At 42.7% G+C, this 23,272-nt stretch carries 22 protein-coding genes, 1 pseudogene and 1 riboswitch; of the genes and pseudogenes, 14 read left to right on the top strand and 9 right to left on the bottom strand.

Going from position 1 to position 23,272, the window contains the following annotated elements; genetic code table 11:
• Positions 1-167 precede the first annotated feature (167 nt).
• Positions 168-335 (top strand): annotated as a pseudogene (locus IQ246_RS03315) (IS1634 family transposase); the annotation flags it as partial.
• Positions 336-455: 120 nt separating this feature from the next.
• On the opposite strand, the gene IQ246_RS03310 reads toward IQ246_RS03315, so the two are convergent.
• Entirely contained in the window at positions 456-848 is a 393-nt protein-coding gene (locus IQ246_RS03310) for a nuclear transport factor 2 family protein (RefSeq protein ID WP_194000098.1), read from the bottom strand.
• A gap of 56 nt (positions 849-904) precedes the next feature.
• Positions 905-1,771: an alpha/beta fold hydrolase gene (locus IQ246_RS03305; protein WP_194000096.1), complete on the bottom strand. Its 867-nt coding sequence runs from the start codon at positions 1,769-1,771 to the stop codon at positions 905-907.
• A 905-nt stretch (positions 1,772-2,676) separates the two neighbouring features.
• Between IQ246_RS03305 and IQ246_RS03300 the strand changes: the two genes are divergently transcribed.
• Positions 2,677-3,306: an ABATE domain-containing protein gene (locus tag IQ246_RS03300; RefSeq protein ID WP_194000094.1), complete on the top strand. Its 630-nt coding sequence runs from the start codon at positions 2,677-2,679 to the stop codon at positions 3,304-3,306.
• A 708-nt stretch (positions 3,307-4,014) separates the two neighbouring features.
• On the opposite strand, the gene IQ246_RS03295 is transcribed toward IQ246_RS03300, so the two are convergent.
• Both IQ246_RS03295 and acsF read right to left on the bottom strand, forming a co-directional pair.
• The gene (locus IQ246_RS03295; protein ID WP_162394977.1) at positions 4,015-4,326 is read right to left on the bottom strand and encodes an RNA-binding protein; all 312 of its coding nucleotides are present in this window, start codon (positions 4,324-4,326) and stop codon (positions 4,015-4,017) included.
• Between the two features lie 478 nt (positions 4,327-4,804).
• Positions 4,805-5,881 carry a magnesium-protoporphyrin IX monomethyl ester (oxidative) cyclase gene (gene acsF, locus IQ246_RS03290; RefSeq protein WP_194000092.1) on the bottom strand — a complete coding sequence of 359 codons (1,077 nt, stop codon included), beginning with the start codon at positions 5,879-5,881 and terminating at the stop codon, positions 4,805-4,807.
• Positions 5,882-5,923: 42 nt separating this feature from the next.
• Between acsF and IQ246_RS03285 the strand changes: the two genes are divergently transcribed.
• Both IQ246_RS03285 and IQ246_RS03280 read left to right on the top strand, forming a co-directional pair.
• Positions 5,924-6,079 carry a hypothetical protein gene (locus IQ246_RS03285; RefSeq protein WP_194000090.1) on the top strand — a complete coding sequence of 52 codons (156 nt, stop codon included), beginning with the start codon at positions 5,924-5,926 and terminating at the stop codon, positions 6,077-6,079.
• Between the two features lie 191 nt (positions 6,080-6,270).
• The gene (locus tag IQ246_RS03280; RefSeq protein WP_194000088.1) at positions 6,271-6,768 is read left to right on the top strand and encodes a TM2 domain-containing protein; all 498 of its coding nucleotides are present in this window, start codon (positions 6,271-6,273) and stop codon (positions 6,766-6,768) included.
• Here IQ246_RS03280 and IQ246_RS03275 read toward each other — a convergent pair.
• The gene (locus IQ246_RS03275) at positions 6,765-7,412 is read right to left on the bottom strand and encodes a DUF2996 domain-containing protein (protein WP_194000086.1); all 648 of its coding nucleotides are present in this window, start codon (positions 7,410-7,412) and stop codon (positions 6,765-6,767) included. The genes IQ246_RS03280 and IQ246_RS03275 overlap by 4 nt on opposite strands.
• Before the next feature lie 356 nt (positions 7,413-7,768).
• On the opposite strand from IQ246_RS03275, the gene IQ246_RS03270 reads away from it, so the two are divergent.
• Together IQ246_RS03270 and IQ246_RS03265 are read left to right on the top strand one after the other, a co-directional pair.
• Positions 7,769-8,962 (top strand): NAD(P)/FAD-dependent oxidoreductase, encoded by a 1,194-nt coding sequence (locus IQ246_RS03270; protein WP_194000084.1) that lies wholly within the window; start codon positions 7,769-7,771, stop codon positions 8,960-8,962.
• Positions 8,963-9,316: 354 nt separating this feature from the next.
• Positions 9,317-9,970, top strand: a complete 654-nt coding sequence (locus IQ246_RS03265; RefSeq protein ID WP_194000082.1) for an HAD family hydrolase — start codon at positions 9,317-9,319, stop codon at positions 9,968-9,970.
• A gap of 298 nt (positions 9,971-10,268) precedes the next feature.
• Here the strand turns inward: IQ246_RS03265 and IQ246_RS03260 are convergent, their stop codons facing one another.
• Entirely contained in the window at positions 10,269-10,646 is a 378-nt protein-coding gene (locus IQ246_RS03260) for a hypothetical protein (protein WP_194000080.1), read from the bottom strand.
• A 259-nt stretch (positions 10,647-10,905) separates the two neighbouring features.
• Positions 10,906-12,180 carry a gephyrin-like molybdotransferase Glp gene (gene glp, locus IQ246_RS03255; protein ID WP_194000078.1) on the bottom strand — a complete coding sequence of 425 codons (1,275 nt, stop codon included), beginning with the start codon at positions 12,178-12,180 and terminating at the stop codon, positions 10,906-10,908.
• An 89-nt stretch (positions 12,181-12,269) separates the two neighbouring features.
• Between glp and IQ246_RS03250 the strand changes: the two genes are divergently transcribed.
• The 5 genes from IQ246_RS03250 to IQ246_RS03230 all read left to right on the top strand — a co-directional run bounded on the left by IQ246_RS03250 (position 12,270) and on the right by IQ246_RS03230 (position 15,827).
• Positions 12,270-12,827 carry an RDD family protein gene (locus IQ246_RS03250; RefSeq protein ID WP_194000076.1) on the top strand — a complete coding sequence of 186 codons (558 nt, stop codon included), beginning with the start codon at positions 12,270-12,272 and terminating at the stop codon, positions 12,825-12,827.
• Positions 12,828-12,870: 43 nt separating this feature from the next.
• Complete coding sequence (rpmG, locus tag IQ246_RS03245; protein ID WP_162397071.1) at positions 12,871-13,065, top strand: 50S ribosomal protein L33; 195 nt, start codon at positions 12,871-12,873, stop codon at positions 13,063-13,065.
• Between the two features lie 2 nt (positions 13,066-13,067).
• Positions 13,068-13,283 (top strand): 30S ribosomal protein S18, encoded by a 216-nt coding sequence (gene rpsR / locus IQ246_RS03240; RefSeq protein WP_162397070.1) that lies wholly within the window; start codon positions 13,068-13,070, stop codon positions 13,281-13,283.
• Positions 13,284-13,424: 141 nt separating this feature from the next.
• A complete protein-coding gene (locus IQ246_RS03235; protein ID WP_194000074.1) occupies positions 13,425-15,485 on the top strand; it encodes a ribonuclease R family protein in 2,061 nt (686 codons plus the stop codon).
• A 63-nt stretch (positions 15,486-15,548) separates the two neighbouring features.
• The gene (locus IQ246_RS03230; protein WP_194000072.1) at positions 15,549-15,827 is read left to right on the top strand and encodes a type II toxin-antitoxin system ParD family antitoxin; all 279 of its coding nucleotides are present in this window, start codon (positions 15,549-15,551) and stop codon (positions 15,825-15,827) included.
• A 180-nt stretch (positions 15,828-16,007) separates the two neighbouring features.
• On the opposite strand, the gene IQ246_RS03225 is transcribed toward IQ246_RS03230, so the two are convergent.
• Both IQ246_RS03225 and IQ246_RS03220 read right to left on the bottom strand, forming a co-directional pair.
• Positions 16,008-17,606: a B12-binding domain-containing radical SAM protein gene (locus IQ246_RS03225; RefSeq protein ID WP_194000070.1), complete on the bottom strand. Its 1,599-nt coding sequence runs from the start codon at positions 17,604-17,606 to the stop codon at positions 16,008-16,010.
• A 395-nt stretch (positions 17,607-18,001) separates the two neighbouring features.
• A complete protein-coding gene (locus IQ246_RS03220; RefSeq protein ID WP_194000068.1) occupies positions 18,002-20,509 on the bottom strand; it encodes a response regulator in 2,508 nt (835 codons plus the stop codon).
• A gap of 283 nt (positions 20,510-20,792) precedes the next feature.
• Positions 20,793-20,905: riboswitch (guanidine-I (ykkC/yxkD leader) on the top strand.
• An 81-nt stretch (positions 20,906-20,986) separates the two neighbouring features.
• Between IQ246_RS03220 and speB the strand changes: the two genes are divergently transcribed.
• The 3 genes from speB to hypB are packed head-to-tail and all read left to right on the top strand — an operon-like array spanning position 20,987 to position 23,255.
• Positions 20,987-22,180 (top strand): agmatinase, encoded by a 1,194-nt coding sequence (gene speB, locus IQ246_RS03215; RefSeq protein ID WP_194000066.1) that lies wholly within the window; start codon positions 20,987-20,989, stop codon positions 22,178-22,180.
• A gap of 3 nt (positions 22,181-22,183) precedes the next feature.
• Entirely contained in the window at positions 22,184-22,546 is a 363-nt protein-coding gene (gene hypA / locus IQ246_RS03210; RefSeq protein ID WP_255515431.1) for a hydrogenase maturation nickel metallochaperone HypA, read from the top strand.
• A complete protein-coding gene (gene hypB, locus IQ246_RS03205; protein ID WP_194000064.1) occupies positions 22,530-23,255 on the top strand; it encodes a hydrogenase nickel incorporation protein HypB in 726 nt (241 codons plus the stop codon). Before hypA ends, hypB begins: the two co-directional genes overlap by 17 nt.
• The last annotated feature ends 17 nt before the right edge of the window (positions 23,256-23,272 follow it).

The raw sequence follows: 23,272 nt of genomic DNA, 5'->3' as shown, positions 1-23,272 counted from the left end.
GTGCAATTTAAATGTGTTTTAGCTTATGTGTAAGAAAAATTAATCGTTCAATCTCAAGTAAAAAAAGACACAATTATTTGAGGGAAAATAGATTCAAGTGCAATTTATACAGCTTGGTTCCAATCAGGTGGTGATGAGAACTGAATTTCGCTATTGGAGTCTAGTGGGGTAAGCCGACTCACACTCCCACTCTACGTTGGGTATTTCAGTATTTCATGTTGATTTATCTGTTAACGATCATCGGCGTTAAACAGATTGCTAATCTTACCGATGAACGACGTTGGATTCTTCAGTTTCTCGGTGCTCGTTGCCGAAAATATTATCTGTTGACCTAATAGACCTGCGGAATGTGGGATTTAACAGATGTGACCCCCTCTAGCAAGCTTTGCCGCTCTGGTCTTTTTGTGCATTAATCATATTTCAAACTGGTTTACTGGGCATTGACCAGCAAAACTTTAAGGACACATGGCATCACGCACTAACGCTGTATCTGATATTTGCAAGAACCGGGACAGCCTTTCATCTGTACCCTCCCAAACGTGTGCAAATACTGCATTTAGGTGTCGGCTACTCCCTTGGTACACGCCCATGTAGCGCCCAATAACTACAACCGTTGCGTCTGCCGGAATGAACCGTTCAGGCACCACGACAAATTCTGTCCAATCAGCAGCGAGACGAGCAAATACGCCATTACGGACGGACTGAGGGCTATGGTATGAACCACCAGTAGGAAAACCCTCGACAGCGATCCACTCAACATCATCTGCAAGTAAACTGAGGGCACTATCAAGATCGCCAGATGCGAGGCGCGTGTAAAAGGCCTTTACTAAATTTAGGGGTGCATTCATTCAACTTTCTCCTGTTCATTGAGGTTAGAAAATGCGGATACGAGAGTAGAATGAAGTCAGCGCATCATAAAAACTTTGTAGTCAAAGAAGTCACGAATCGCAGATGCAACCTCTTTTACATGTGTTTCGAGTGCGAAGTGTCCGGTGTCGTAAAAGCGCACCTCTGTTGCCGGGTTATCGCGCGTGAAGGCCTTGGCACCTGCGGGTAAAAAGAACGGGTCGTTCTTGCCCCAAACGGCGAGGATGGGTGGACGGTGAGTGCGGAAATACTCCTGAAATTTTGGGTAGAGCGCAAGGTTGCTCTGGTAGTCCAGGAATAAGTCCAGCTGGATCTCATCGTTACCCGACCTATCCAAAAGTGCTTGGTCAAGGGTATAAGATTCAGGAGCAACCAGCGTTGCATCTGCAACACCGTGGGTATACTGAAATTTGGTCGTGTCAGGCTTGAGGAAGTCGCGTAGTGCCATTCGGTTTTCAAGTGTTGGGTCTTGCCAGTAGCGTTGGATTGGGTTCCAGCCCTCGCTTAATCCCTCTTCATATGCGTTGCCGTTCTGTGAAATCAAAGCAGTGATTCGCTCAGGATGAGCGTTCGCTAGCCGAAAGCCGATTGGGGCCCCATAGTCGAAGACATAAAGAGCATAGCGGTCTAACCCCACAGCCATAGTGAAACGGTCTATTATCTCAGTCAGGTGATCAAATGTGTATGCGAACTGTGTATGGTCAGGCGCATCCGAGAAGCCGAACCCCGGCAGATCAGGTGCCACCAAGCGGTAGCGATCACAAAGCAATGGGATTAGGTTACGGTACATATGCGAGGAGGTAGGAAAACCGTGTAGCAGCATCACTGCAGGGGCGTCCTTCGGTCCAGCTTCACGGTAGAAGATGCTTAGTCCATCGATATTCTTATAGTTACAGGTTACCATAGGGGTACTCTTGTGCATTAGCTTGTATGAGCTTGTGTATCGGAATAAACAACTACGCCAATAGTTGATAACCTTTTAAAAGTTATTATAGAGGTTATCAGAATAACAAGTAACCTGTCAACATAGTTTTTATAGGTTATACAAGTTTAACCTTATCCATTTTTTTCGCAACGCGATACTCCTGCGGAGTCGTTGCACGATTGCAATCGCTGAAACCTATGTGGGGCAGTAGTTTTACTTTAAGGACTTCATCGATAATCTATGGAATAGAAAAAGTATTTGCCAAAAACAATACCTTCGCCTATTTACGAGGCTTGATCATAGAACAAATTTAAGATTTTAGACGCTTGTTTTTGCCGGATGGCAAAAAAACTGAGCCAATAAAATCCTGTATGGTTTTTGTGGAAGTAATAATGAAAGCCGTATACGTCTGGACTAGGGTTTGACGTTTTGCCTAATAATCAAGCATGGTCTTGTGTTGGGCTATTTCGGCAAAAACTAGGCTACTTCTTTTTTTGGCTAAGGTATTGCAAAAAGCCAGTTTTTTGATGGATAAAGAAAACCGAGTTCTTAATTTTGGATAAAGTCGAGGTAAGGAAAGCGGTAAATAAGTACTTAGTATTGTATCGGCTCAAAGAGCAACGTGATTTTGTAAGATCGGGACATCGTTAGCGAAATGTTACTTAGCATTAAAAATGGTAAGTCTACGGTGTATTACACGAAGATGAGGATATATTTCGTACATTACACAGTAAAATATAAAACTGAGTCAATACATTTCAGGCTTCAGGCGTAAGTTTGGGTTCAGAAACCTAACCTAGCATTCTTATGCAAGAAGCATTGAAAACTGAGTTAGCTGACTAAAATATAAATAAACTATAAGCATCATTATTGATGCATTATGAATGGTCAAACTGCGTCCAGCACCATTTTTCATAGCAGGTCACCTAGCATTAGACTTTCTGAACACCATAGCCGCGCCACAAGGTGAACCAATTGAGTGGCTTTCCAGTGGCTTGGACTTGCTCGACTGGCTAGAACGTGCCAAGATGCTTGATGTTGAGGTAAAGCAACGCTTCCGAACTGAGAACAGTTCTGATATCCTCGATTCAGTTGCTAAAGAGGCGCGCGAGTTAAGGGAATGGATGCGTGGGTTTGTTACCCGTCATGCAGGTCACCCGATTGGCGTGTCTGTGCTTGCCGAACTGGATCTGTTGAACCAGCTTTTGGAGCGAGATAAAGCTTTCCAGCAGATTGAGGCGGCACGCTCAGAGCAGAATGCAGTAAATGCACTAGTCTGCAAAAAACATCGCTACTTGACGCAACCGGAGCAGTTGCTACAGATCATTGCCGAGGAAATTGCCAACTACGTTTGTACTGCTGATTTTACACTGATGCGCCGCTGTGAAAACCCAACCTGCACGCTCTGGTTCTACGACACAACAAAGAGTCACGCCCGCCGTTGGTGTAGTATGTCCCTATGTGGTAACCGTTCTAAGGCGGCTGCATACCGAACGCGAGCAAAGCGAGTGTAGCTAGAGTATTGGTTGTGTCGCTAAAACTTATTACTGTGCGTTCGGTTATTTTGAGATAGCAAGAGGAGTTAATCTGTTAAACGATATAGCCAAACATTAGTATCAATAAAAGATGCACCATTCATCATAACTAGCGGCTAGAATTTTCCTCACGGCTGAGTACACCATTTACTTGAATGGGATTCTCAGTCAATTCATCAATTATGTCTCTTTTCTGAGATATTTTTTGTTTACCAAAACAATTACTTTAATATCATCCCCTTCACCGAGTTATTCTTTGTACTCATCGGGAATCTGAATTAAAACAATTAGCTCAATTAATTTCAGTATTAAGCAGTGAATGCGATCGCAACTATCAAAGCAATTTTATAGTGGTTAAATTTGGACGAAATCTTGAGGCTAATCAAAATTTGCGGTAATCCCATTAATCACTTAAACCAAATGATGTGCAAATTAGATGTGCGACAGCTTACTATGGCAAACAAAAGACTAAGTTTTGTATATAAAAAGCTCAGGCACTTATGCCCGAGCTTCTCTCAAATTTTACTAAGTTTCTAAGAATGATGGACTGATAAACAGCATCTATCTTCTCATTAAAATACGGCTGTAAAGCAAGTTAATGCTATGACCGCTGTCTTAGAAAGTTTTTAGCCTGCTAAAACTTGAAGTAGGAGACTTTTAGATCTAAAAGGGTTTAGTCTATTTCGATTAGTAACGGTTGTTGCGGTTGTAACCACCGCCGCCACCACGATTACCACCAAATGAACCTCCTCTATCTTCCTTGGGCTTAGCCTTATTAACTTTAAGATCACGTCCCATCCACTCAGCACCATCAAGAGCTTCGATAGCAGCTGTTTCTTCAGCTTCTGTACCCATCTCCACGAAAGCAAAACCACGCAAGCGGCCTGTTTCACGGTCAGTAGGTAACTGAACCCGCTTTACAGAACCATATTCTGCAAAAACGGCGCTCAGAGCATCTTGGGTAACTTCATAAGAGAGGTTGCCTACGTAAATCGACATAAAATGTCTCCAAAACCATAAGAGTGTAGAGATTTAGATTTCGGAGAGAAGTCTGTAAATACCAAAAGGGAAAAACCTGTCAATACTAAACACAAACGCTATCGCCGAATTAATTCTCATTTCATCATCTAGGTTAACATAACAACAAACTATCTGGGAAATTGAATTGAAAAACTGTTATAAAAAGTTATATTAACGATTTATATCTAAATACGGAAATATGGTAGACACTGGATGATACATAAGACTTATAAATAATTGTTGTAATTCTAGCTGTCTCGCCAGTAAATTATATCAGGCTGGGATAGCTACTCAATGAGTAACTAGTGTCTATGCAGTATCATCTTGACTAAAAACCTGTTTTCTCAGGAGTACATTGTCCATCAAATTAAATTAGACAGTGCCTTCTAGATAAGAGTTTAAAAAAATGGTTCTGCCTTAAACAGAACCATTAAAGCTTTCACAAACGTGTTGTTACTTAACGAGCTGCTCCTTGAGCAGAAACAGCATCAATCGGTTTCATCAGATAAAGCCGCAAGAATTGCCAGCCATTGGAAATGTAAAGTGGTAGCTTCTGGAAAAATTGCAGGAATTTGGGAGTGTTGGAGTTAGCGATCGCGCTCAGCTTTTCGTTATTCTTTATACAAAGATCCAACCGTTGATAGAACTCTGGATTCTCTACATCCAGCATTACTGGAAAAACTCTACCTGCGGTTTCATTGGTCTTCTGAATTACATGGATATCGTATTCTCGCGCATCCAGTCCAATTGAGGCATAGAAGTCCTTGCGTTGGATGTCATTGAGATACATTGTCACAAATACCGACAATAGGAAGAACCGACTCCACAGCCGTGCTCTCCAATCATTCAACATTTGCGGCTGAGACTTCATGATCGCATCGAAGAAATCACCGTGACGGTTTTCATCCTGACACCAGTTCTCAAAGAACCGGAAGATCGGATAAATTCGGTCTTCCGGATGTGCTTCTAAATGCCGATAAATGGTGATATACCGCCAATAACCAATCTTCTCAGAAAGATAAGTAGCGTAGAATATAAATTTCGGCTTAAAGAATGTATAGTCGCGGCTCTTAGTCAAAAACCCTAAATCTAGGGACAGGTTAAAGTCCGACATGGCTTTGTTCAAAAAGCCAGCATGACGAGCTTCATCCCGTGACATTAAGTTAAAACACTCTGCTAATACGGGGCTTTTGCCCTTCAGGCGACGACCGAGTTCTTTATACAGTAAAAAGCCGGAAAACTCAGCAGTACAAGAACGTTCTAGAAATTCAACGAATAACTGGCGAGTTTCCCCATCAATGTGATCCCAGGATTGTTCAAACTCTGCATCCCGAACAAAGTGATGGCGGTTGTAGTCAGCGCGAAACTCTTCCAAAATGGCTCTTAACTCGTCTTCGTTGACGGAGATGTCCATCCGCGCCATTTCATCAAAATCGGTAGTATAAAACCGAGGTGTTAACAGGGTTTCTCTTGCCGGGACTTTAATCCCTGGCCGCATTTCTTCAAAGCCTGGTTTTTTAAGGGAATCTACCATGTCTTGATTGCTCTTTTGTCTTTATTATCTTGAGTACACCCTTTGGGTGAGGCAGTTCCTGGTTGGGGAAACCCCCTTCTCTACGAGACGCTCCGCGAAGGCGCAGCCTCTGGTATGGAAGACTGGACTTGTCTCACCAGAAAGCCAAAGGTAATGCTTTGGCAAGGCGCAATAGCTGACAATAATCCATTTGTATAAAAATAAGTCTACCAAGGTGCAGGTTAGAAACTATAAATTAAACGTTAAGAGTTGCAACATCCTTCAATTTTCACGGAATCGAGAATTGAGAATTTGTAGTGATCCTTGGACGCACATTAGCTTATGAAACAAAACAGTAAGAGAAAAGCATCTTTAGACAATAAGAGCGAATCTAAGGGGTTGAAAACAAGATGAATCCTGAAAACAATCAGCATAAAGACAGACTTCTTGTCTCTTACATTTTGTGTGCGGTTGGGTTTTTCGGCTTGGGAGGGCTGCACCGCTTATACAATGGCAAAATCGGGACAGGTTTGTTATGGCTGTGTACTGGTGGTTTATTGTACATAGGACAGATCGTGGATCTGTTACTCATACCTGGTATGGTTGACGAATATGACCATCAACTCAGAATGAAAGCGGGTTTATCTCCCTTGGGTGTACCCCTCAACCAAGCAGTAGTTACCTCTCAAGTCCGCCGCTCAACTGGTAATCGGCTTATGGTTGAGTTAATTGAAGCCGCAGAAAACAAAGGCGGTAGCTTAACTGTGACTCAAGGTGTTAAGGCAACAGGAGCCAGCTTTGCGGAAGTGGAAGCTACTCTTAAGGAAATGTTCAAATCAGGTTATGTGAAAATAGATAACGACCCCATTACTGGAGCCGTTACCTACCACTTTCATGAACTTAACTAATTTCTACTTAGCCACTTTTGACCGTTCAAGCGCTGCACTAAACCATATACCAAAAGGTCAAGTGTAATTTTGCGCTCATCGATTAAGAATGACTCAAGAGTGCTAGGTTTTTTGCCTTCATTACAGGAAAATCCCTTTTTCCCTTGAATATCTTCTTCGGGGAAATACAGATTAAACTGACGCAAACCGTTTTCCGACCAACTGCCGATAACTTGCCAGTATTCTTCAGCTGATTCAAAGCCAGTAATCGGTATTTTCTGTTTAGCAAAAGATACTTGTAAGTCTTGCACACCTTGCTGAGCGATCGCTTTTTGTAAAGCTGGCAAGTAGTCTTGCTGTATAAACTCTACAAAAGGCTTATCTTCCACAGCGGGAGCTTTTTCCTTTTTTGCAGCTTTAGCTGCGGGTTTTTCGCCTGCTGCGGCTGCGGGTTTTTCTCGCTTGGGGGGTTCAGCAAGTTTTGCAGTATTTGGGTTAGTTTCTGGGTTCGCGGCTTCCGGGTCTGGGGCGTTGGCAGTAGGAAGGTCGGTCGCTTCGGGTGAGTCTTTACTAGGAGCGTTTTCTTCTGCGATACTGGGAGCCTGCTTGTCAACTGTGCTGGGAGCCACTTCGCCAGCTTCATCATGATTTTTTGCTTCTGCCATTGCTCAGGTCAATCCTTTGTCTAGCTTTAAGCGCGATCGCTCACCTTGAGGTATCGGGTATTTTTATTTTGACATACTGGAGTATGGCCAAACCTAGCAAACTGTATTAATCATCAAGAGCCACTTTTCTCTACTGATGCCGAAGTCACTGGGACGCTTAGCCTGAGAGAATTCGAGCGGCTCGCGTAGCTCGTGCTGATGAACAATGTGGTTTGGTGAAAGTGAAGTTATTAAATGCACATCAACTGCATGAAGGACACCATCCAGATTGTTGGCTCATGGCAATAAACCGAAAGAAATCATTACACTGAAGTTAGTTGCCCTGCTGGAATTGACCGTCCCACATATATCGACCGATGACTCAACAAACTCCTAGAATTTGTATTCTCGGTGGAGGCTTTGGTGGTCTCTACACTGCTTTGCGTTTGAGCCAGTTACCTTGGGAATCTACGCAAAAACCTGAAATAGTTCTGGTTGATCAAAGCGATCGCTTCCTATTTTCTCCTTTATTATACGAATTACTCACTGGTGAATTGCAAACCTGGGAAATTGCTCCCCCATTTGAAGAACTTTTACAAGGTACAGGTGTACGTTTTTATCAAGCAGTTGTGTCTGGAATTGACCTCGACCAGCAAAGGGTACATTTACAGGATGGGCCGGAAATCCCCTACGACCGATTAGTATTGGCGTTAGGTGGAGAAACACCATTGGATTTAGTCCCTGGTGCGACATCCTACGCCTACCCGTTTCGCACAATATCTGACGCCTATCGTCTAGAAGAACGCCTGCGATTATTGGAAGAATCGGCTGCTGACAAAATTCGCGTGGCAATTGTTGGGGCTGGCTACAGTGGTGTAGAGTTAGCCTGTAAGTTAGCAGACAGACTAGGGGAAAGAGGACGCTTTCGGATAATTGAAATCGCTGATCAAATATTGCGAACTTCGCCAGAGTTTAACCGTGAAGCAGCAAAGAAAGCTTTAGATGCGCGTGGTGTGTTTATTGATTTAGAAACCAAAGTGGAATCAATAGACCAAGATACTATCTCCCTAGAATACAAAAGCCAGATAGATACGATTCCTGTAGATTTAGTAATTTGGACTGTAGGAACACGGGTTGCTCCCGTAGTCAAATCCTTGCCTTTAAAGCAAAACCAGCGCGGTCAAATCATTACCACACCTACCCTGCAAGTTCTTGACCATCCCCAAATCTTTGCTTTGGGAGATTTGGCAGAGTGTTATGACGTAGAAGGACAGCAAGTCCCCGCCACTGCACAAGCAGCTTTTCAAGAATCTGATTATGCCGCTTGGAATATATGGGCTTCTTTAACTAATCGCCCCTTACTTCCCTTGCGCTACCAACAGTTAGGGGAAATGATGGCACTAGGAATAGACAACGCCACTTTGACCGGTTTAGGAATGAAACTAGACGGCCCCTTAGCATACGTCGCCCGTCGTGTTGCTTATCTCTATCGGTTGCCAACTTTAGAACATCAACTCAAAGTTGGTTTTAACTGGTTAGTTCGTCCTATTATAGAAACACTTTCTAAATAGAACTTTAGATCTGTAGGTAGGGCTTAAGCCCTACCTATATTGTTATTAACCCAAATTTGTAATGATTATAATCGTCAAAAATTTTGAATTAAATTGATTTTAATTTTTCTTCCCTACCTGTTTAATAATGATACAAACCCGGTTAGGTAAACGTTAGTTGTCTCAAAGGATGTTTGTCAAGTCTAATTTATTACTAGCCTTGGCGACTAGAAGTGGCGTCTACACACACAAAACTTGCCTTTGCAGGTTCTAAACCTCTTGATTCATTAGTCTACGGAGGTGGACTTTGCTTGTGTAGTAGCGAATTATATTTGCTCAATACTTTAATATCCTCTCAACTTAGCACTTAATACTATGGAACAACCGAAAGTTATTTTTTTAGATGCTGTGGGCACACTCTTCGATGTCAAAGGTAGTGTGGGTGAAATTTATAGTCAAATAGCCGGAGAATTTGGCGTTAAAGTTTCAGCCGAGACACTGGATAAAACGTTTATCAAAAGCTTTAAAGCAGCGCCACCGCCGATATTTCTAGATGCAGAAACCCAAGATATTCCCCAGCGTGAGTTTGATTGGTGGCGGATAATTGCCTTAGACACTTTTGAAAATGCAGGTGTTCTCAAGCAATTTTCTGACTTTCCAGCTTTCTTTAGTGAACTATACATCCACTTTGGCACTGCTCAACCGTGGTTTGTTTATCCTGATGTTTTAGCAGCTTTGGTCAACTGGCGGCGCTTGGGAATTGAATTAGGAGTACTATCCAATTTTGATTCTCGGATTTACTCAGTATTGCAAAGTTTAGGATTGAGAGATTTTTTCAAATCTGTTACCATTTCTACTCAGGCACGTGCAGCTAAACCTGATCCTCAGATTTTTGCTATTGCTTTAAAAAAACATAACTGTCAGCCAGAGGAAGCATGGCATATTGGTGACAGCATCACAGAAGACTACAACGGTGCTAAAGCTGCTGGACTAAGAGGTATTTGGATTGACCGTGGGAAAAAATCATAATTTAACCTTACATCGATTTAGAATAAGTAAGGATTTTCGTGATATTGCTACCTGAAAAATAGTCTAAATAAGATAATATTTATATAGCGATCGCAATTGCTAAATCAGGAAAAATAACGTTTTATTGACACCATAATTAACCTAGCTTTAGCAAGGCGATCGCATTCAGATATCTGCGGTTTTCTAGTAGTTTAAACTTACTAAACTTGATTCCACATCATCAAAGGAAAAAGTACAGAAGTTGCTACTTGCTCGTTGGGTGTTGCTGATTTTGGGATTGATTTATGCTCAAAACTAATTAACTAGCTGCCCAATCAAGTTGATAGTCGTCGATATAAAACTTTCCAACATTAGCAGACATCTTGAACAAGAAGTAATAATCTCCTGTCTCCCAAATATTAAACTCTCGCACTGTTTGTTGAACACTAGTTGTCAAAGCACCGTTGGGAATGCTCATACTAGAATGCATTGTTCCAATCTGTGCTTTTATCAGAAGAATTTCGAGTAGGCAAAAACCTTGTAGTTCGGCACGATAACGAATTTTGAATCGGATTTTGCCTCCATGCCGTAGGGTCTTTGCAACATAAAAATTTTCGGTTTGGATGGATTTATCTGACAGTTGAATGTTTTGCCCTTTTGTTAAGATGTATGTCTGTGTTTCGTCAAGTGTACTCATTATTTTTTTCCTAGGAATAGAAATTGTTGAGATAATTTTGATGTTGAAAACGGGTTTTCCCTGTCACGTTTGTATTTTTTCACTATCATCAAATAAATGCAACGACAGATAAGACAGTTAACAAAATAATTACGACAAAATAATCAAAATTTAGGCTTTTACAAGACAGTTAAGACACTTAACCTAAAAATAGGTAAATGACTAATGACAAAGGACAACCTTCATAAATGATTAGGCAATTTAAATATGTTGTAGCTTACTAATTACTTACCTGCAAAATTTCCACTTCTTCTCCTGGAGAAATTAATGTTTGACCTATGGGTAAAATAGCTAAGGCGTTGGTTTGAGCTAGGTTAATTAAATTACCGGAACTGTGACTACCACCAGCTTTGTGAAATTCGTAAATTCCATCAATTAAATGTAATTTTCCCCAAAGGTAAGTTTCACGCTTGCCATCAGCTCGTAACTCATTATGCGATCGCACTTTTACAAATATCGGTTTCCAACCTTCAGTAACTCCAGAAAATTTCTTAATTGCCGATTGCACAAACCGCCAGAAAGCCACCAAAACCGCAGCAGGGTTTCCTGGTAAACCAAAGTAGAGTGCAAAGTGAGGATTACAGACGCCATTAATCGCCTCTGTAGAGGAGTGCTGAGTTGGGAAAGTGGCGACAGTGAGGGGTTTTCCTGGCTTCATACCCACCGTACGAATGTGGATTTTTGCCCCTAGTGACTCCAGAATTTGGTCAATATAGTCGTAATCTCCTACCGAAACCCCACCGGAAGATATAACTATATCGGCCTTAGCAATAGCAGATGCGATCGCTTCTTGAAGGGCATCTGGCTCATCCTTAATAATTCCTAACAATATGGGTTCTGCACCACTTTCCTTTACCAACGCTGCTAGAGCATACTGATTAGAATCTACAATTTGACCAGGTTGCAGCGGTTGATCAGGCGTTACTAACTCATTACCCGTAGAAAAAATCGCCACGCGCGGACGACGGTAAACATTTAATTGGGGACACTGTGCCATTGCCAACACCGCAAGTTCCGCAGCATTTAACCTAATTCCTGCTGGTAGTAGTGATGTTCCAGCTTGATAAAAAGATGCTTTATGTCTAATAAATTCTTGTGGTTGCGGTGCAGCCAGGATAAAAACTCGGTTTTCTTCTCGGCGTGTCTTCTCTTGTATGACTATAGTATCTGCACCTGCGGGGATCACCGCACCTGTGAAAATTCGTGCCGCTTGTCCCGGTTGAACCGTAGACTTGGGTTGATATCCAGCAGTAATCTCTTCAATAATTTCCAAAATGACAGGCTCGGCGCTGGCGTGCTGCACATCTTCATAACGTACAGCATACCCATCCATTGCCGAATTGTCCCAATGGGGAAAATCTAGCAAACTAGTAACAGGCGTTGCCAGAATACGATTATTTGCTGTCAATAAATCTACAACTTCTATATCCCGCTGAGCATCCAATGGTTGCACTAAATTTAAAATAATTGCTTCTGCATCGTTGACTGATAGCATAGCGATCGCCTCTGATTACTTGCTAACTTAAACATTTCTAGTTCCATTTTGTAGTACTCCCACCCCCTAAATAAAATAATTAATTTTATATGAGTATCGAAAGAGTTACCGAAAAACACTATCCCAAGGCTGAGATTGGCCGACGAGGTATGGCATTGGGGCTTGATTTTCTGGTTGTCTGGTTAGTCAGTTCCTTGCTAGGAGGTAACAACCCCGGTATTCAATTTGCTCAGATTCTAGTTTTTGCGATCGCTTGGCTGGTTTTGCGAGTAGTGTTGGTATACAACAATCAAGGGCAAAGTTTAGGGCGTTGGGCGTTCGATTTGAAAGTGCTGGAAGTCGAAGATGGACAGGTAGTGGGCAGAATTCCAGATTTGCGATCGCTGCTGAAGCGCGAGGCGATCGCTGGTTTTGGGGCACTTTTAGTATCAATTGCCCTGAGTAACATTAGAGTCAATCCTACTGCTATACTTCTTGTACTTCCTCTGGCAATCGATTGTGCTACTGCCTTCTCTGATATCCAGATGCGGCAAGCTTTGCACGATCGCTATACAGGAACTTTCATAGTTTCGTCGCGTCGTGGCTACTCGCTAGATATAAAAGTTAAGCGATTAGTTGGAAATTTGCGTCGTAATGTGAGAAGATAGTCATTTGTGTTAATTCTCTTCAGGCTTTACTGTTTGTAAGATTATGGCTAAGAGCAAAGGTGCCCGCATAATAGTGACACTAGAATGTACTGAGTGTCGCACTAACCTAGACAAGCGCTCTGCTGGTGTTTCACGGTATACCAGCACTAAGAACCGTCGCAATACAACCAATCGGTTAGAACTGAAAAAGTTCTGTACCCACTGCAACAAACATACCGTTCACAAGGAAATTAAGTAAAGATGAGCTATTATCGTCGTCGCCTGTCTCCAATTAAGCCGGGAGAACCAATCGATTACAAAGATGTTGATTTGTTACGTAAGTTTATCACCGAGCGAGGCAAGATATTACCGCGCCGGATTACTGGACTGACCTGTAAACAACAACGAGACTTGACATTAGCGATTAAGCGATCGCGGATTGTGGCTTTATTGCCATTTATCAATGCAGAAGGCTAAAAAAAGTTATGAGTCAAGGGTCATAGAGTCAAGGGTCAAGGGTCAAGAAGTATTACTATTGACTATTGACTATTGACTTTGGACTTTGGACTTTTACCTTATAAACTATTTAAACTGTTCACCAAATAAAGCGCGAGAGTTGTGGAGAAGGGGACGCTAGTTGAATTTAGGGTTCAAGGCGATCGTCGTCTGGGTGTCGTAGATCGCCCAGACGGCAAAACCCGCTGGTTTGTGGTAGACGAACGCGGTCAATCCCACAGCCTCGCGCCTAGACAAATTACCTATACAGTTAACGGACAAACTTACAAGCCATCTGAGATTCCCAGCTTTTTGGAGCAAGCCCAGGCTTATTTAGATCCATCTAGCTTAGAAGTAGCTTGGGAATTACTGGTTGAGGATGGGGAAACAGTTACCTCAGACCAAATGGCGAATCTGCTTTTTTCTGAATCAGACGCGCTTTATTGTTATGCTGCTCACTGCTTGTTATCAGAGGACAAACTCTATTTCAAGCAAAAAGCAGAGGCTTACGAGCCGCGAACTACTGCTCAGGTAGCAGAGCGCAAGCACCAGATGGAAGTAGAGGCTCTAAAAGCTAAGGGACAGCAGGAATTTTTAGCTCGTGTAGAGCAGGCGCTAAAAGGTGAAGCAGTAGAGTGGCAACGCCACGATCTCCAGCGCTTAGAAGGACTGGAAAAATATGCAGCGCTGCTTGCTGACACCGTGCGGATGGGGGTCAATTATGACTCTTTGGCTCGTGCCTATCCTCCCCCGGCTCCAGTTTTAGAAACTATGACCATGCTGGGACGCCCCACAACTCCCCCAGGAGCATTTCAACTTTTGGTGGACTTAGGTTGGTGGAGTCCTTATGAGAACTTGTTCCTGCGTCGTTCTTCAATTCCGATTCAGTTTCCTAATAAGGTATTAGAAGTGGCGCAACAGCGTTTGGATTTTCCACCGACCGACTTAGATGCAAATCGCCTGGATTTGACTCACCTGAAGGCATACACTATTGATGATGAAAGTACCACGGAGATAGATGATGGTCTGAGTTGGGAATTACTACCTGATGGACGACAGCGGTTGTGGGTGCATATAGCCGATCCCACACGGTGGTTAGCGCCAGAAGATGATTTAGATTTAGAAGCCAGAAAGCGGGGTAGTACAGTTTACTTGCCGACTGGGATGATTCCCATGTTTCCAGAGTTACTGGCAACTGGGCCGATGAGTTTAGTACAGGGACGGGTTTGTTGCGCTCTGAGCTTTGGAATTGTTCTAGATATAACTGGAGCAGTAGAAGATTACAGTATTCATACCAGCTTGATTAAACCGACTTATCGCCTCACTTATGAAGATGCAGATGAAGTGCTGGAATTAGGCGTGCAAGCAGAACCAGAAATTGAGGCGATCGCTACTTGGGCACAGCGGCGCAGAACCTGGCGGTATGCTCAAGGCGCAATTAGCATTAATATGCCAGAGGCGATGATCAAAGTCAAAGGTGACGAGATCAACATTGATATTTTAGATGATTCGCCATCGCGGCAACTGGTAGCAGAGATGATGATTCTTGCCGGTGAAGTTGCTGCCCGTTACGGTCAAGCTCATAACATACCTTTGCCATTTCGTGGTCAGCCACAGCCAGAATTGCCCCCAGAAGAGGAATTACTCCAGCTACCGGCAGGATTTGTTAGGGCTTGCGCTATGCGTCGTTGTATGCCCAAGAGTGAAATGAGCATCACGCCTTTGCGTCATGCTGGTTTGGGCTTGGATACTTACACCCAAGCGACTTCTCCCATCCGCCGCTACAGTGACTTACTAACCCATTTTCAACTTAAAGCCCACTTGCGCGGTGAAATGCTGCCATTCTCAGCAGAACAACTCAAAGAAGTGATGATGACTGTCACTAGTACCACCCAAGAGGTGACGATGGTAGAACGGCAAACTAATAGATATTGGGCTTTAGAATATCTGCGCCGTCATCCAGAGCAGACTTGGAATGTGACAGTATTGATGTGGCTGCGGGAAGATAGCAACTTAGCACTAATTCTGTTAGAAGATTTGGGCTTGCAGTTACCAATGATTTTCAAACGTTCTGTGAACTTGGGCGAACAGATATTAGTGAAAGTTAGCCACGCTGATCCGCAAAAAGACATGATCCAGTTTCAGGAAATAATTTATCAAGAAGCGCAAACAGCGGCGAATTAAGCTTGCTCTAACCCCGTTCGGCTAGCATATAAAGTAAATGTAAATGGAATGAGGTAATAGGTTGTGAATGTACCTTTGACCCCAGAACTGGAGCAGTTGGTTAAGGATAAAGTTACTAGTGGTAGATACCACTCAGTTAATGAGGTGATTGGTGAAGCATTGCGATTGCTAGAAGAACGCGATCGCCTCCAAGAACAGCGTCTAGCAGAATTGAAAGCTAAAATCAGAGAAGGTCTAGAAGCCTCAGAGCGTGGTGAAGTAGTCGATGGCGAAGAGGTGTTTGCAGAAATTGAAGAAGATATCCGGCGTGCTGAGGCTGAAATCGTGGATACCGGGATTTAGAGACACTTTTCTCAAGTGATGATATTCTTTAAAATTGCATTTAATGGTAGCGATGCTAGTAGGTAACAATAAGACATAAGAAAGTATTTATCCAATAAAATTCCAAAAGAAAGCGATCGCTCGTAAATTTCTCCTCAGCTTAAAAAGCGATCGCGATTATTTATATTCTGCTAATTTGGCTTAACTAACTACCGCTTCAGCTTTTTCTTCGACTTTTTTCTTAACCAGCACATACGGTGTTTCTGCACCTTGTGCTAGATATTCAGCTAGCTGACTTTCAATTTGATCGCGCACAATTTGGCGATACTCTAGAAAATGCTCGTTGTGAGCGCAGGCGGAGAGGTAATGCTCCACAACTCCAGGGTTACGCTTGAGGATGCTAAACAAATGATGCCAGAACTTCCAGCGGGTTTCACGTTTGATTCCTTGTCGCCAAATCACAATTAGCAGCGCTTTGACAACCACCAACTCTGGCTTTTTGGCTGGCGCTTTCCAACTCGGTAAACCCATCATTAAGAAACAGCGATAGGTGCGATCCAAATACTGTATTGGGTCGTATAAAGCACAAAAGGCTTCAATATATTCTCGGGCAATATCTTCTAAGGGACGGGTGGCAACAAAGTTCATCAAAGTTGTTTGGTTGATGTTGCCATCTTGATTTTCCCGGAGTCGTCCTTCTTTTTTCAGACGATGCCACAGCGCGGTATTGGGTAACGCTTGTAACATGGCGAAAGTAGTAGAGGGAATTGCTGCTTGTTCAGCAAAACGGACAATGCGATCGCCTGCACCAGCTTTTTCACCATCAAACCCAATAATAAACCCAGCCATTGGCCGCAACCCAGCTTTAATGATGCTTTGTACTGCATCAGTCAGCGAACTGCGAGTATTTTGAAACTTCTTGGTCATTTGCAAACTGTCTTCATCCGGTGTTTCAATTCCCAAAAACACCGCAGCAAAGCCAGATTCAACCATCAACTCCATTAATTCTGGGTCTTGGGCTAGGTCAATTGAAGCTTCAGTGTCAAACTTGAAGGGATACTTATGTTCTGCCATCCAGACTTTTAACTCTTTTAGCAACAACTTGACATTCCGCTTGTTGCCAATAAAGTTATCATCCACCATGAACACACCCCGCCGCCAACCCAACTCGTAGAGATAATCTAACTCTGCTAACAACTGTGCAGGGTTTTTGGTGCGCGGCTTGCGACCGTAAAGAACGATAATATCGCAAAATTCGCACTGGAAAGGACACCCGCGCGAAAACTGCACCGACATCATGTCGTATGCATCTAATTCTAATAAATCAAAACGGGGTACTGGTGTACTTGTGACATCAGGTTTTTCTGCGGTGCGGAACGTCCCAGAGGTTTCTCCTTTTTGAATTGCCTCTACAAACATCGGTAAGGTTATTTCTCCTTCATCCAAAATCAGAAAATCTGCACCAACATTTTGAACTTCGTGAGGAACAGAAGTAGGATATGGCCCACCCACCGCAACTAACTTACCACGCCGCTTTGCTTCTGTGATTTGGTCAAGTAAATCTTGTTTCTGGACAATCATTGCAGAGAGAACTACTACATCTGCCCATGCCCATTCTTCCTCTGTGGCTGGGCGAATGTTGCGATCAACCAGCTTAAATTCCCACTCTTGAGGCAAAATCGCTGCCACTGTTACTAAACCTAAAGGTGGTAACAAAACCTTGCGATCAACTAATGCCAAAATCTTTTCGTATGACCAAAAGGTTTTAGGAAATATCGGATACACTAGCAAGACTCGCATCAGTATCAACCCTCACACTTTGATTGTTATCTCACTCTAACGAAAATAAGAGCTATTGACTTTTTATTAAAGTTTAGGACTTACGCAACTGGCACACAAGGCTTCTGGTATAAGAGTCAAGGGTCAAGGGTCAAGGGGAGCCACTGCGCCCTTGCGGCTCTTTTGACTTAAAGCAAGTGGCGTTCAAGAATCAAGGTTTTTTGGACTTTTGACCTTTGACTCTGGACAACCTCTGGCGTTAAAAATATGACACTTGCGTAAGTCCTGAAAGTTGTTCTATTTTACCATTGATATTTTTAGCCTATAGCCGTTTTCGTTTGAAGCTATCTTACTAATGCTGAAATATCTACGTGTCTCTACAAAATCTGGTAGTTCAATCCAAAAGCGACTACGTACTAGGGAAACTTTTTGTGGTTAATTGCTAGGTTAGCAATCGTTGTAATTAACTGGGCTGGGTCTATTGGCTTTGAAATATGGGCTTGAAAGCCTGCTGAAATTGCTTGCTCCTCGTTTGTTTCTCCAGCATAAGCTGTAAGAGCGATCGCTGGAATTTGCCCTCCTTGCTCTGGAGGAAGTGACCTAATCTGTCTCAACAGCATATAACCATCCATTTCTGGCATACCGATATCGCTCACCAGTAAATCTGGTTTTGACTGTGCTAAGACTTCTAATACCTCTATTGCTGATGACACAGCCCTGACTGTTGCTCCACACTCTTCCAAAATGAAGGTAACTAACTCTAAAGAATCAGGATCATCATCTACAGCTAAGATTTGAAGACCATCAAAAGCTGAAGCACAAGCAGCCGTTGCATTACTTTTTTCGCTACTCATCAGTGCATCAGAAACTATCATGGGTAACATGACAATGAAGGTTGCTCCTTGACCTTCTCCTAAACTTTCTGCTGATACAGTTCCACCGTGCATTTCTACTAAATAACGGACGATTGCTAGTCCCAATCCCAAGCCGCCAAATTTTCTGGTTGTTGCACTATCAGCTTGACGGAAGGTGTCAAATACATAGGGGAGAAAATCTCGGCTGATTCCTTTACCTGTGTCTGTAATCCGAATCTGAGCTTGGGAATCAACTGGCTTTAAATAAATCTCAACTTGTCCGGCTTCTGGGGTAAACTTAATCGCGTTGGAGAGCAGATTCCAGACGACTTGCTGCAAACGCCCCGAATCCCCAAATACTTGACCAACAGTGGAATCGAGATCAGAGTGAATTTGAATCGATTTGGCTTCAGCTGATAGCCGGACTGTTTCCATCGCGGCTCTAATAATGGTTGCTAAATCAACTGGGCAAATATTGAGGCTTAGTTTACCTCGCAAGATACGGGAGATATCCAGTAGGTCTTCAATGAGTTTAGTTTGTAACTGAGCATTCCGTTCAATGGTTTCAAGAGCCAAAGCAGTCTTTTGTTGATCTAGCTTGTTACTACGCAGAAGTTTTGCCCAACCCAAGATGGGATTTAATGGAGTTCTGATTTCATGAGACAGAATAGCTAGAAACTCATCTTTAATTCGATTGGCGTCTAGTGCTTGCTGGTAAAGGCGAGCATTATCAATTGCGGTAGCTGCTCGTTGAGCCAGTGCTTTAGCTATTACTAAATTGGCTCTACTGTAGCGACGATTCGGCTGGTTTGTTAGAAAAGTAATCGTACCTAGTTTGCGTAGGTGCAGCCCGCCGTAGGCATCGTGAGCGACTAGCGGCACAATCATATAGGATTGAATGTTTATCTGGCGCATCAGCCGCAGAGGTTCTGCATCCTGGTTCGTTGAAAGTAAAAACGCATCTGGTGCATCACTAACTAACTTTGGCTTACCTGTTGTGAGAACATTTCGCACGCCAAAATCAGCATCAATTGAGTTGGAATAAAGCCGTCTTAGCACAAGCGCTAACGCTTCCATTTCCGGGGTAGCAGCAGCAATAACTGGTTCTTCAAAGACTGTAAGATTGCTTTCGACAACATCAATAAAACAGCAATCAGCTAAAGTGGGAACTACTAAGTTAGCTAAGTTGGCTAGAGTCTTGTGGTAATCGAGCGAAGATGCTAGTAACCGACTAGCTTCAGACAATAAACTATAGTTTTGCCTTTGGGTCTCAGCTTCCATCCGGGCTTCTTGTTCACGGATCAGCAGTTGTTCTAGTTCTAACTCTGCTTGTTTGCGATCGCTAATATCTTCTATCAAACCGTCAATGATGCTGTTGCCATTCATTTTGGTGAAGGTCTGACTGACACGCACCCAAATCAGAGTACCATCTGCTGGTCGCAGTTGCATTTCGCGATCGCGCACCTCACCAATTTGTTGCAATTGGCTGATTAGTTGAGCATGGTCTTCTAGTTGAAAATAAGGCTCTCTAAACTGACTCGTCTGTTCTTGGGGCAATATTCCCAGTCCAATCAGACGCAGAAATGCTGGATTGCACTCTAATAAAGTACCATCAAAACTTGCCCGATAAATCCCAACATTTAACCGATTGAGCAGAGTTTGGAAACGCGCCTCTAAATCTGCTGCTTTTTGACGAGCTTCAACTTGTCCTAAGGCAGAGCGAATAGCCGCACTCAAGCGTACGTGATGCAGAGGTGACTTAACAACATAGTCATCCAATCCAGACTTCATTGCCTCTACTGCAATTTCCTGAGTACCGCTGTTGGTAAACATAATCACTGGACAGTGAGGATAACGCGCTTTAATTGTCCGTAGCACGTCTAAACCATTGCTCCAGCGCAACTGATAATCGGTGACAACCAAGTCAAACTCCCCCCTTTCTAATGTCTGAGTTAGTTGTTCTGCTGTAGTGAGTTGTTCTACTTGGAGGTCAATAAACTCCCGTTCCAGTTGACTAATTGTTAAGAGGCGATCGTTTGGGTTGTCATCTATTAAAAGAAAGCGTAACATTTGGCTGTTAGTCCGATTGCATTAACATCATAATTACAAAAAGAGCCTAAAGGCTAAATAATACAATACTTTTGCACCAGATGCCCAAAATGTCCTGTGCTGTTGCCCAGTCTTGGGAGAATCGCGCTTTCATAACAGTAACGCTGTCACTTTTGATCAAACATTTTGTAAATTTAAGATTTTTTGTAACTTCTGATACTTTTTATCTCAATGCTTTTTGATATTTATAAGCTTGAGTATAAAAAACCAAGTGCCAAAAACAACTACTAGCAATTGGGTAAAAATTAATAGCTTCTAGGGTTCCGGTTTAACACTTTTGAAGTTAAATGACTGGTCCAAGAGAAGCACCCAGTTTATCAAAAACTGGTCACACGGCGGGAAAAAAGCCCGGGAGATACATAGCAGAATATTATCTGTTATGGATTACCCGGGCTATAGTTTTGCCTAGCAAATCTTAAAATTTAAACTTCCCGAAATATGACTGAACAATCTTCTTCTGATTCCAATTCTCATTTCCAACCACCTTCTACGCAAGCAGGCCGGGCGCTGGAAAAAGAAGCACATTTACCGCTAACAGGGTGGCAGCAGGAAGTTTCCAAAGGACTAGAATATGGGTTAGAAGCAGCAGAAAGTATACGCGATCGCTCAATTCCCACCTTTTCCCGTGGGGAACTTCCCCACTTTGCCGGGATTAATACTTTCTTAAAAGCACCTTACTTAGAAGATGTGCGGAAAGTTGGTGAATATGACGTTGCGATCGTTGGTGTACCTCATGATTCTGGAACGACTTATCGACCCGGAACGCGTTTTGGCCCCCAAGGAATCCGCCGAATCTCTGCATTATACACCCCTTATAACTTTGAATTGGGTGTAGACTTACGCGAGCAGATTACTCTATGCGATGTTGGTGATATTTTCACCATTCCAGCTAATAATGAAAAGTCCTTTGATCAGATTTCTAAAGGTATTGCACATATCTTTAGCTCTGGTGCATTCCCCATAATTATGGGAGGTGATCACTCAATTGGTTTTCCCACAGTCCGTGGTATTTGTCGTCATTTAGGCGATAAAAAAGTGGGTATTATTCACTTTGATCGCCATGTGGATACCCAGGAAACAGACCTGGATGAAAGAATGCATACTTGTCCCTGGTTTCATGCCACAAATATCAAAAATGCACCAGCAAAAAACTTAGTTCAATTAGGAATTGGTGGTTGGCAAGTACCGCGTCAAGGTGTAAAAGTTTGTCGAGAAAGAGCCACGAATATTTTAACAGTGACAGACATCACTGAAATGGGGCTAGATGCAGCCGTCAACTTTGCTTTAGAAAGAGCATTAGACGGTACAGATTGCGTTTATGTCAGTTTTGATATTGACTGCATTGATGCTGGATTTGTCCCTGGAACTGGCTGGCCTGAACCCGGTGGATTATTACCGCGTGAAGCGCTGTATTTGTTAGGCAAAATTATCCAAAAGGCACCTGTTTGTGGACTAGAAGTTGTAGAAGTTTCACCGCCTTATGACATTAGTGATATGACATCATTAATGGCGGCGCGAGTAATTTGTGATACGATGGCGCATTTAGTTGTATCAGGTCAATTACCACGCAAACAAAAACCTGTATATATTCATCCCGCAGCAGAACCAGAGTTAGTTGAGGAATGGAGGTAAATTTTGCACGAAACTGACATGACAAAGGCACTAATTTTAACAGTAAAAGATTGGTGGGAATCCCAAACTGAGCGACCAGAAATTTCTCAAGTTCACTTAATTGTCGGGAAGTTCACTTGTGTTGAACCTGTAAGTTTGCAATTTGCTTTTGAAGTACAAACGCGTAACACATTTTTAGAAAAAGCAAAACTGATAATTCAGGAAACACCACTAATTGCCTTTTGTCATCGTTGCCAACAAGAATATTTACCACAAATTGGTTTACAGTACGCTTGTCCTGAGTGTAATTCTCCAATGGATGATATTCGCTCAGGTAGAGAGTTGAAAATTGATAGGATTGAATACGCTTATGCATCAAACGTTTGACGCGGTATTAGGAATTAACTTGCTCCACGCCAATCAACAAGGCGCTGACCACAACCGAGCGCATTTTGATGAATGGGGAATTACCTGTTTCAACATCATGAGTAGTCCCGGTGCTGGTAAAACGGCACTACTAGAACGTACCCTTGCAGCTTTAACTAAAGAGTTAAAAATAGCTGTCATTGAAGGTGATATGACAACTGATTTAGATGCAGAACGCCTGCGAAAATACAATGTTCCTGTCATTGCAATTAATACAGGTCGTTCCTGTCATTTAGATTCCAAAATGGTAGCAGGCGGAATTCATCAACTGGAGCACAAATACAATCCCTCAGACTTTGATTTAGTACTAGTGGAGAATGTTGGTAATTTAGTCTGTCCCGCTGAATTTGAAGTAGGAGAACACGCTAAAATCGCTTTGTTAAGTATTACTGAAGGCGAAGATAAACCACTGAAATACCCGATTATGTTTCAAGAAGCAGATTGTCTGGTGATTACGAAAACAGATTTAGCTCCCTATCTAGACGTTGATATTAGCCGCATTGAGGCAAACGTCCGTCAGATGAATCCTGATGTTGAGATTATTCCTGTTTCTACTAAAGCAAATGAGGGATTAGAAGTTTGGTTTAATTGGGTGCGTTCCCGAATTGGGAAGCCACAACAAAATTCTTTATCTACAGCAGCAATCCCCAATGTTGTAGATATTCATTAGCAATTAGTAGCATTTCC

The organism is aff. Roholtiella sp. LEGE 12411 (genome assembly GCF_015206995.1).
Taxonomy (GTDB): domain Bacteria; phylum Cyanobacteriota; class Cyanobacteriia; order Cyanobacteriales; family Nostocaceae; genus Komarekiella.
This window is presented reverse-complemented; position numbering and strand designations above follow the sequence as displayed.

Excerpts from the sequence above, each read along its gene's own strand:
- IQ246_RS03310 (WP_194000098.1), bottom strand. The coding sequence starts at position 848 with ATGAATGCACCCCTAAATTTAGTAAAGGCCTTTTACACGCGCCTCGCA.
- IQ246_RS03305 (WP_194000096.1), bottom strand. The coding sequence starts at position 1,771 with ATGGTAACCTGTAACTATAAGAATATCGATGGACTAAGCATCTTCTAC.
- IQ246_RS03300 (WP_194000094.1), top strand. The coding sequence starts at position 2,677 with ATGGTCAAACTGCGTCCAGCACCATTTTTCATAGCAGGTCACCTAGCA.
- IQ246_RS03295 (WP_162394977.1), bottom strand. The coding sequence starts at position 4,326 with ATGTCGATTTACGTAGGCAACCTCTCTTATGAAGTTACCCAAGATGCT.
- acsF (WP_194000092.1), bottom strand. The coding sequence starts at position 5,881 with ATGGTAGATTCCCTTAAAAAACCAGGCTTTGAAGAAATGCGGCCAGGG.
- IQ246_RS03280 (WP_194000088.1), top strand. The coding sequence starts at position 6,271 with ATGAATCCTGAAAACAATCAGCATAAAGACAGACTTCTTGTCTCTTAC.
- IQ246_RS03275 (WP_194000086.1), bottom strand. The coding sequence starts at position 7,412 with ATGGCAGAAGCAAAAAATCATGATGAAGCTGGCGAAGTGGCTCCCAGC.
- IQ246_RS03270 (WP_194000084.1), top strand. The coding sequence starts at position 7,769 with ATGACTCAACAAACTCCTAGAATTTGTATTCTCGGTGGAGGCTTTGGT.
- IQ246_RS03265 (WP_194000082.1), top strand. The coding sequence starts at position 9,317 with ATGGAACAACCGAAAGTTATTTTTTTAGATGCTGTGGGCACACTCTTC.
- IQ246_RS03260 (WP_194000080.1), bottom strand. The coding sequence starts at position 10,646 with ATGAGTACACTTGACGAAACACAGACATACATCTTAACAAAAGGGCAA.
- glp (WP_194000078.1), bottom strand. The coding sequence starts at position 12,180 with ATGCTATCAGTCAACGATGCAGAAGCAATTATTTTAAATTTAGTGCAA.
- IQ246_RS03250 (WP_194000076.1), top strand. The coding sequence starts at position 12,270 with ATGAGTATCGAAAGAGTTACCGAAAAACACTATCCCAAGGCTGAGATT.
- rpmG (WP_162397071.1), top strand. The coding sequence starts at position 12,871 with ATGGCTAAGAGCAAAGGTGCCCGCATAATAGTGACACTAGAATGTACT.
- rpsR (WP_162397070.1), top strand. The coding sequence starts at position 13,068 with ATGAGCTATTATCGTCGTCGCCTGTCTCCAATTAAGCCGGGAGAACCA.
- IQ246_RS03225 (WP_194000070.1), bottom strand. The coding sequence starts at position 17,606 with ATGCGAGTCTTGCTAGTGTATCCGATATTTCCTAAAACCTTTTGGTCA.
- IQ246_RS03220 (WP_194000068.1), bottom strand. The coding sequence starts at position 20,509 with ATGTTACGCTTTCTTTTAATAGATGACAACCCAAACGATCGCCTCTTA.
- speB (WP_194000066.1), top strand. The coding sequence starts at position 20,987 with ATGACTGAACAATCTTCTTCTGATTCCAATTCTCATTTCCAACCACCT.
- hypB (WP_194000064.1), top strand. The coding sequence starts at position 22,530 with ATGCATCAAACGTTTGACGCGGTATTAGGAATTAACTTGCTCCACGCC.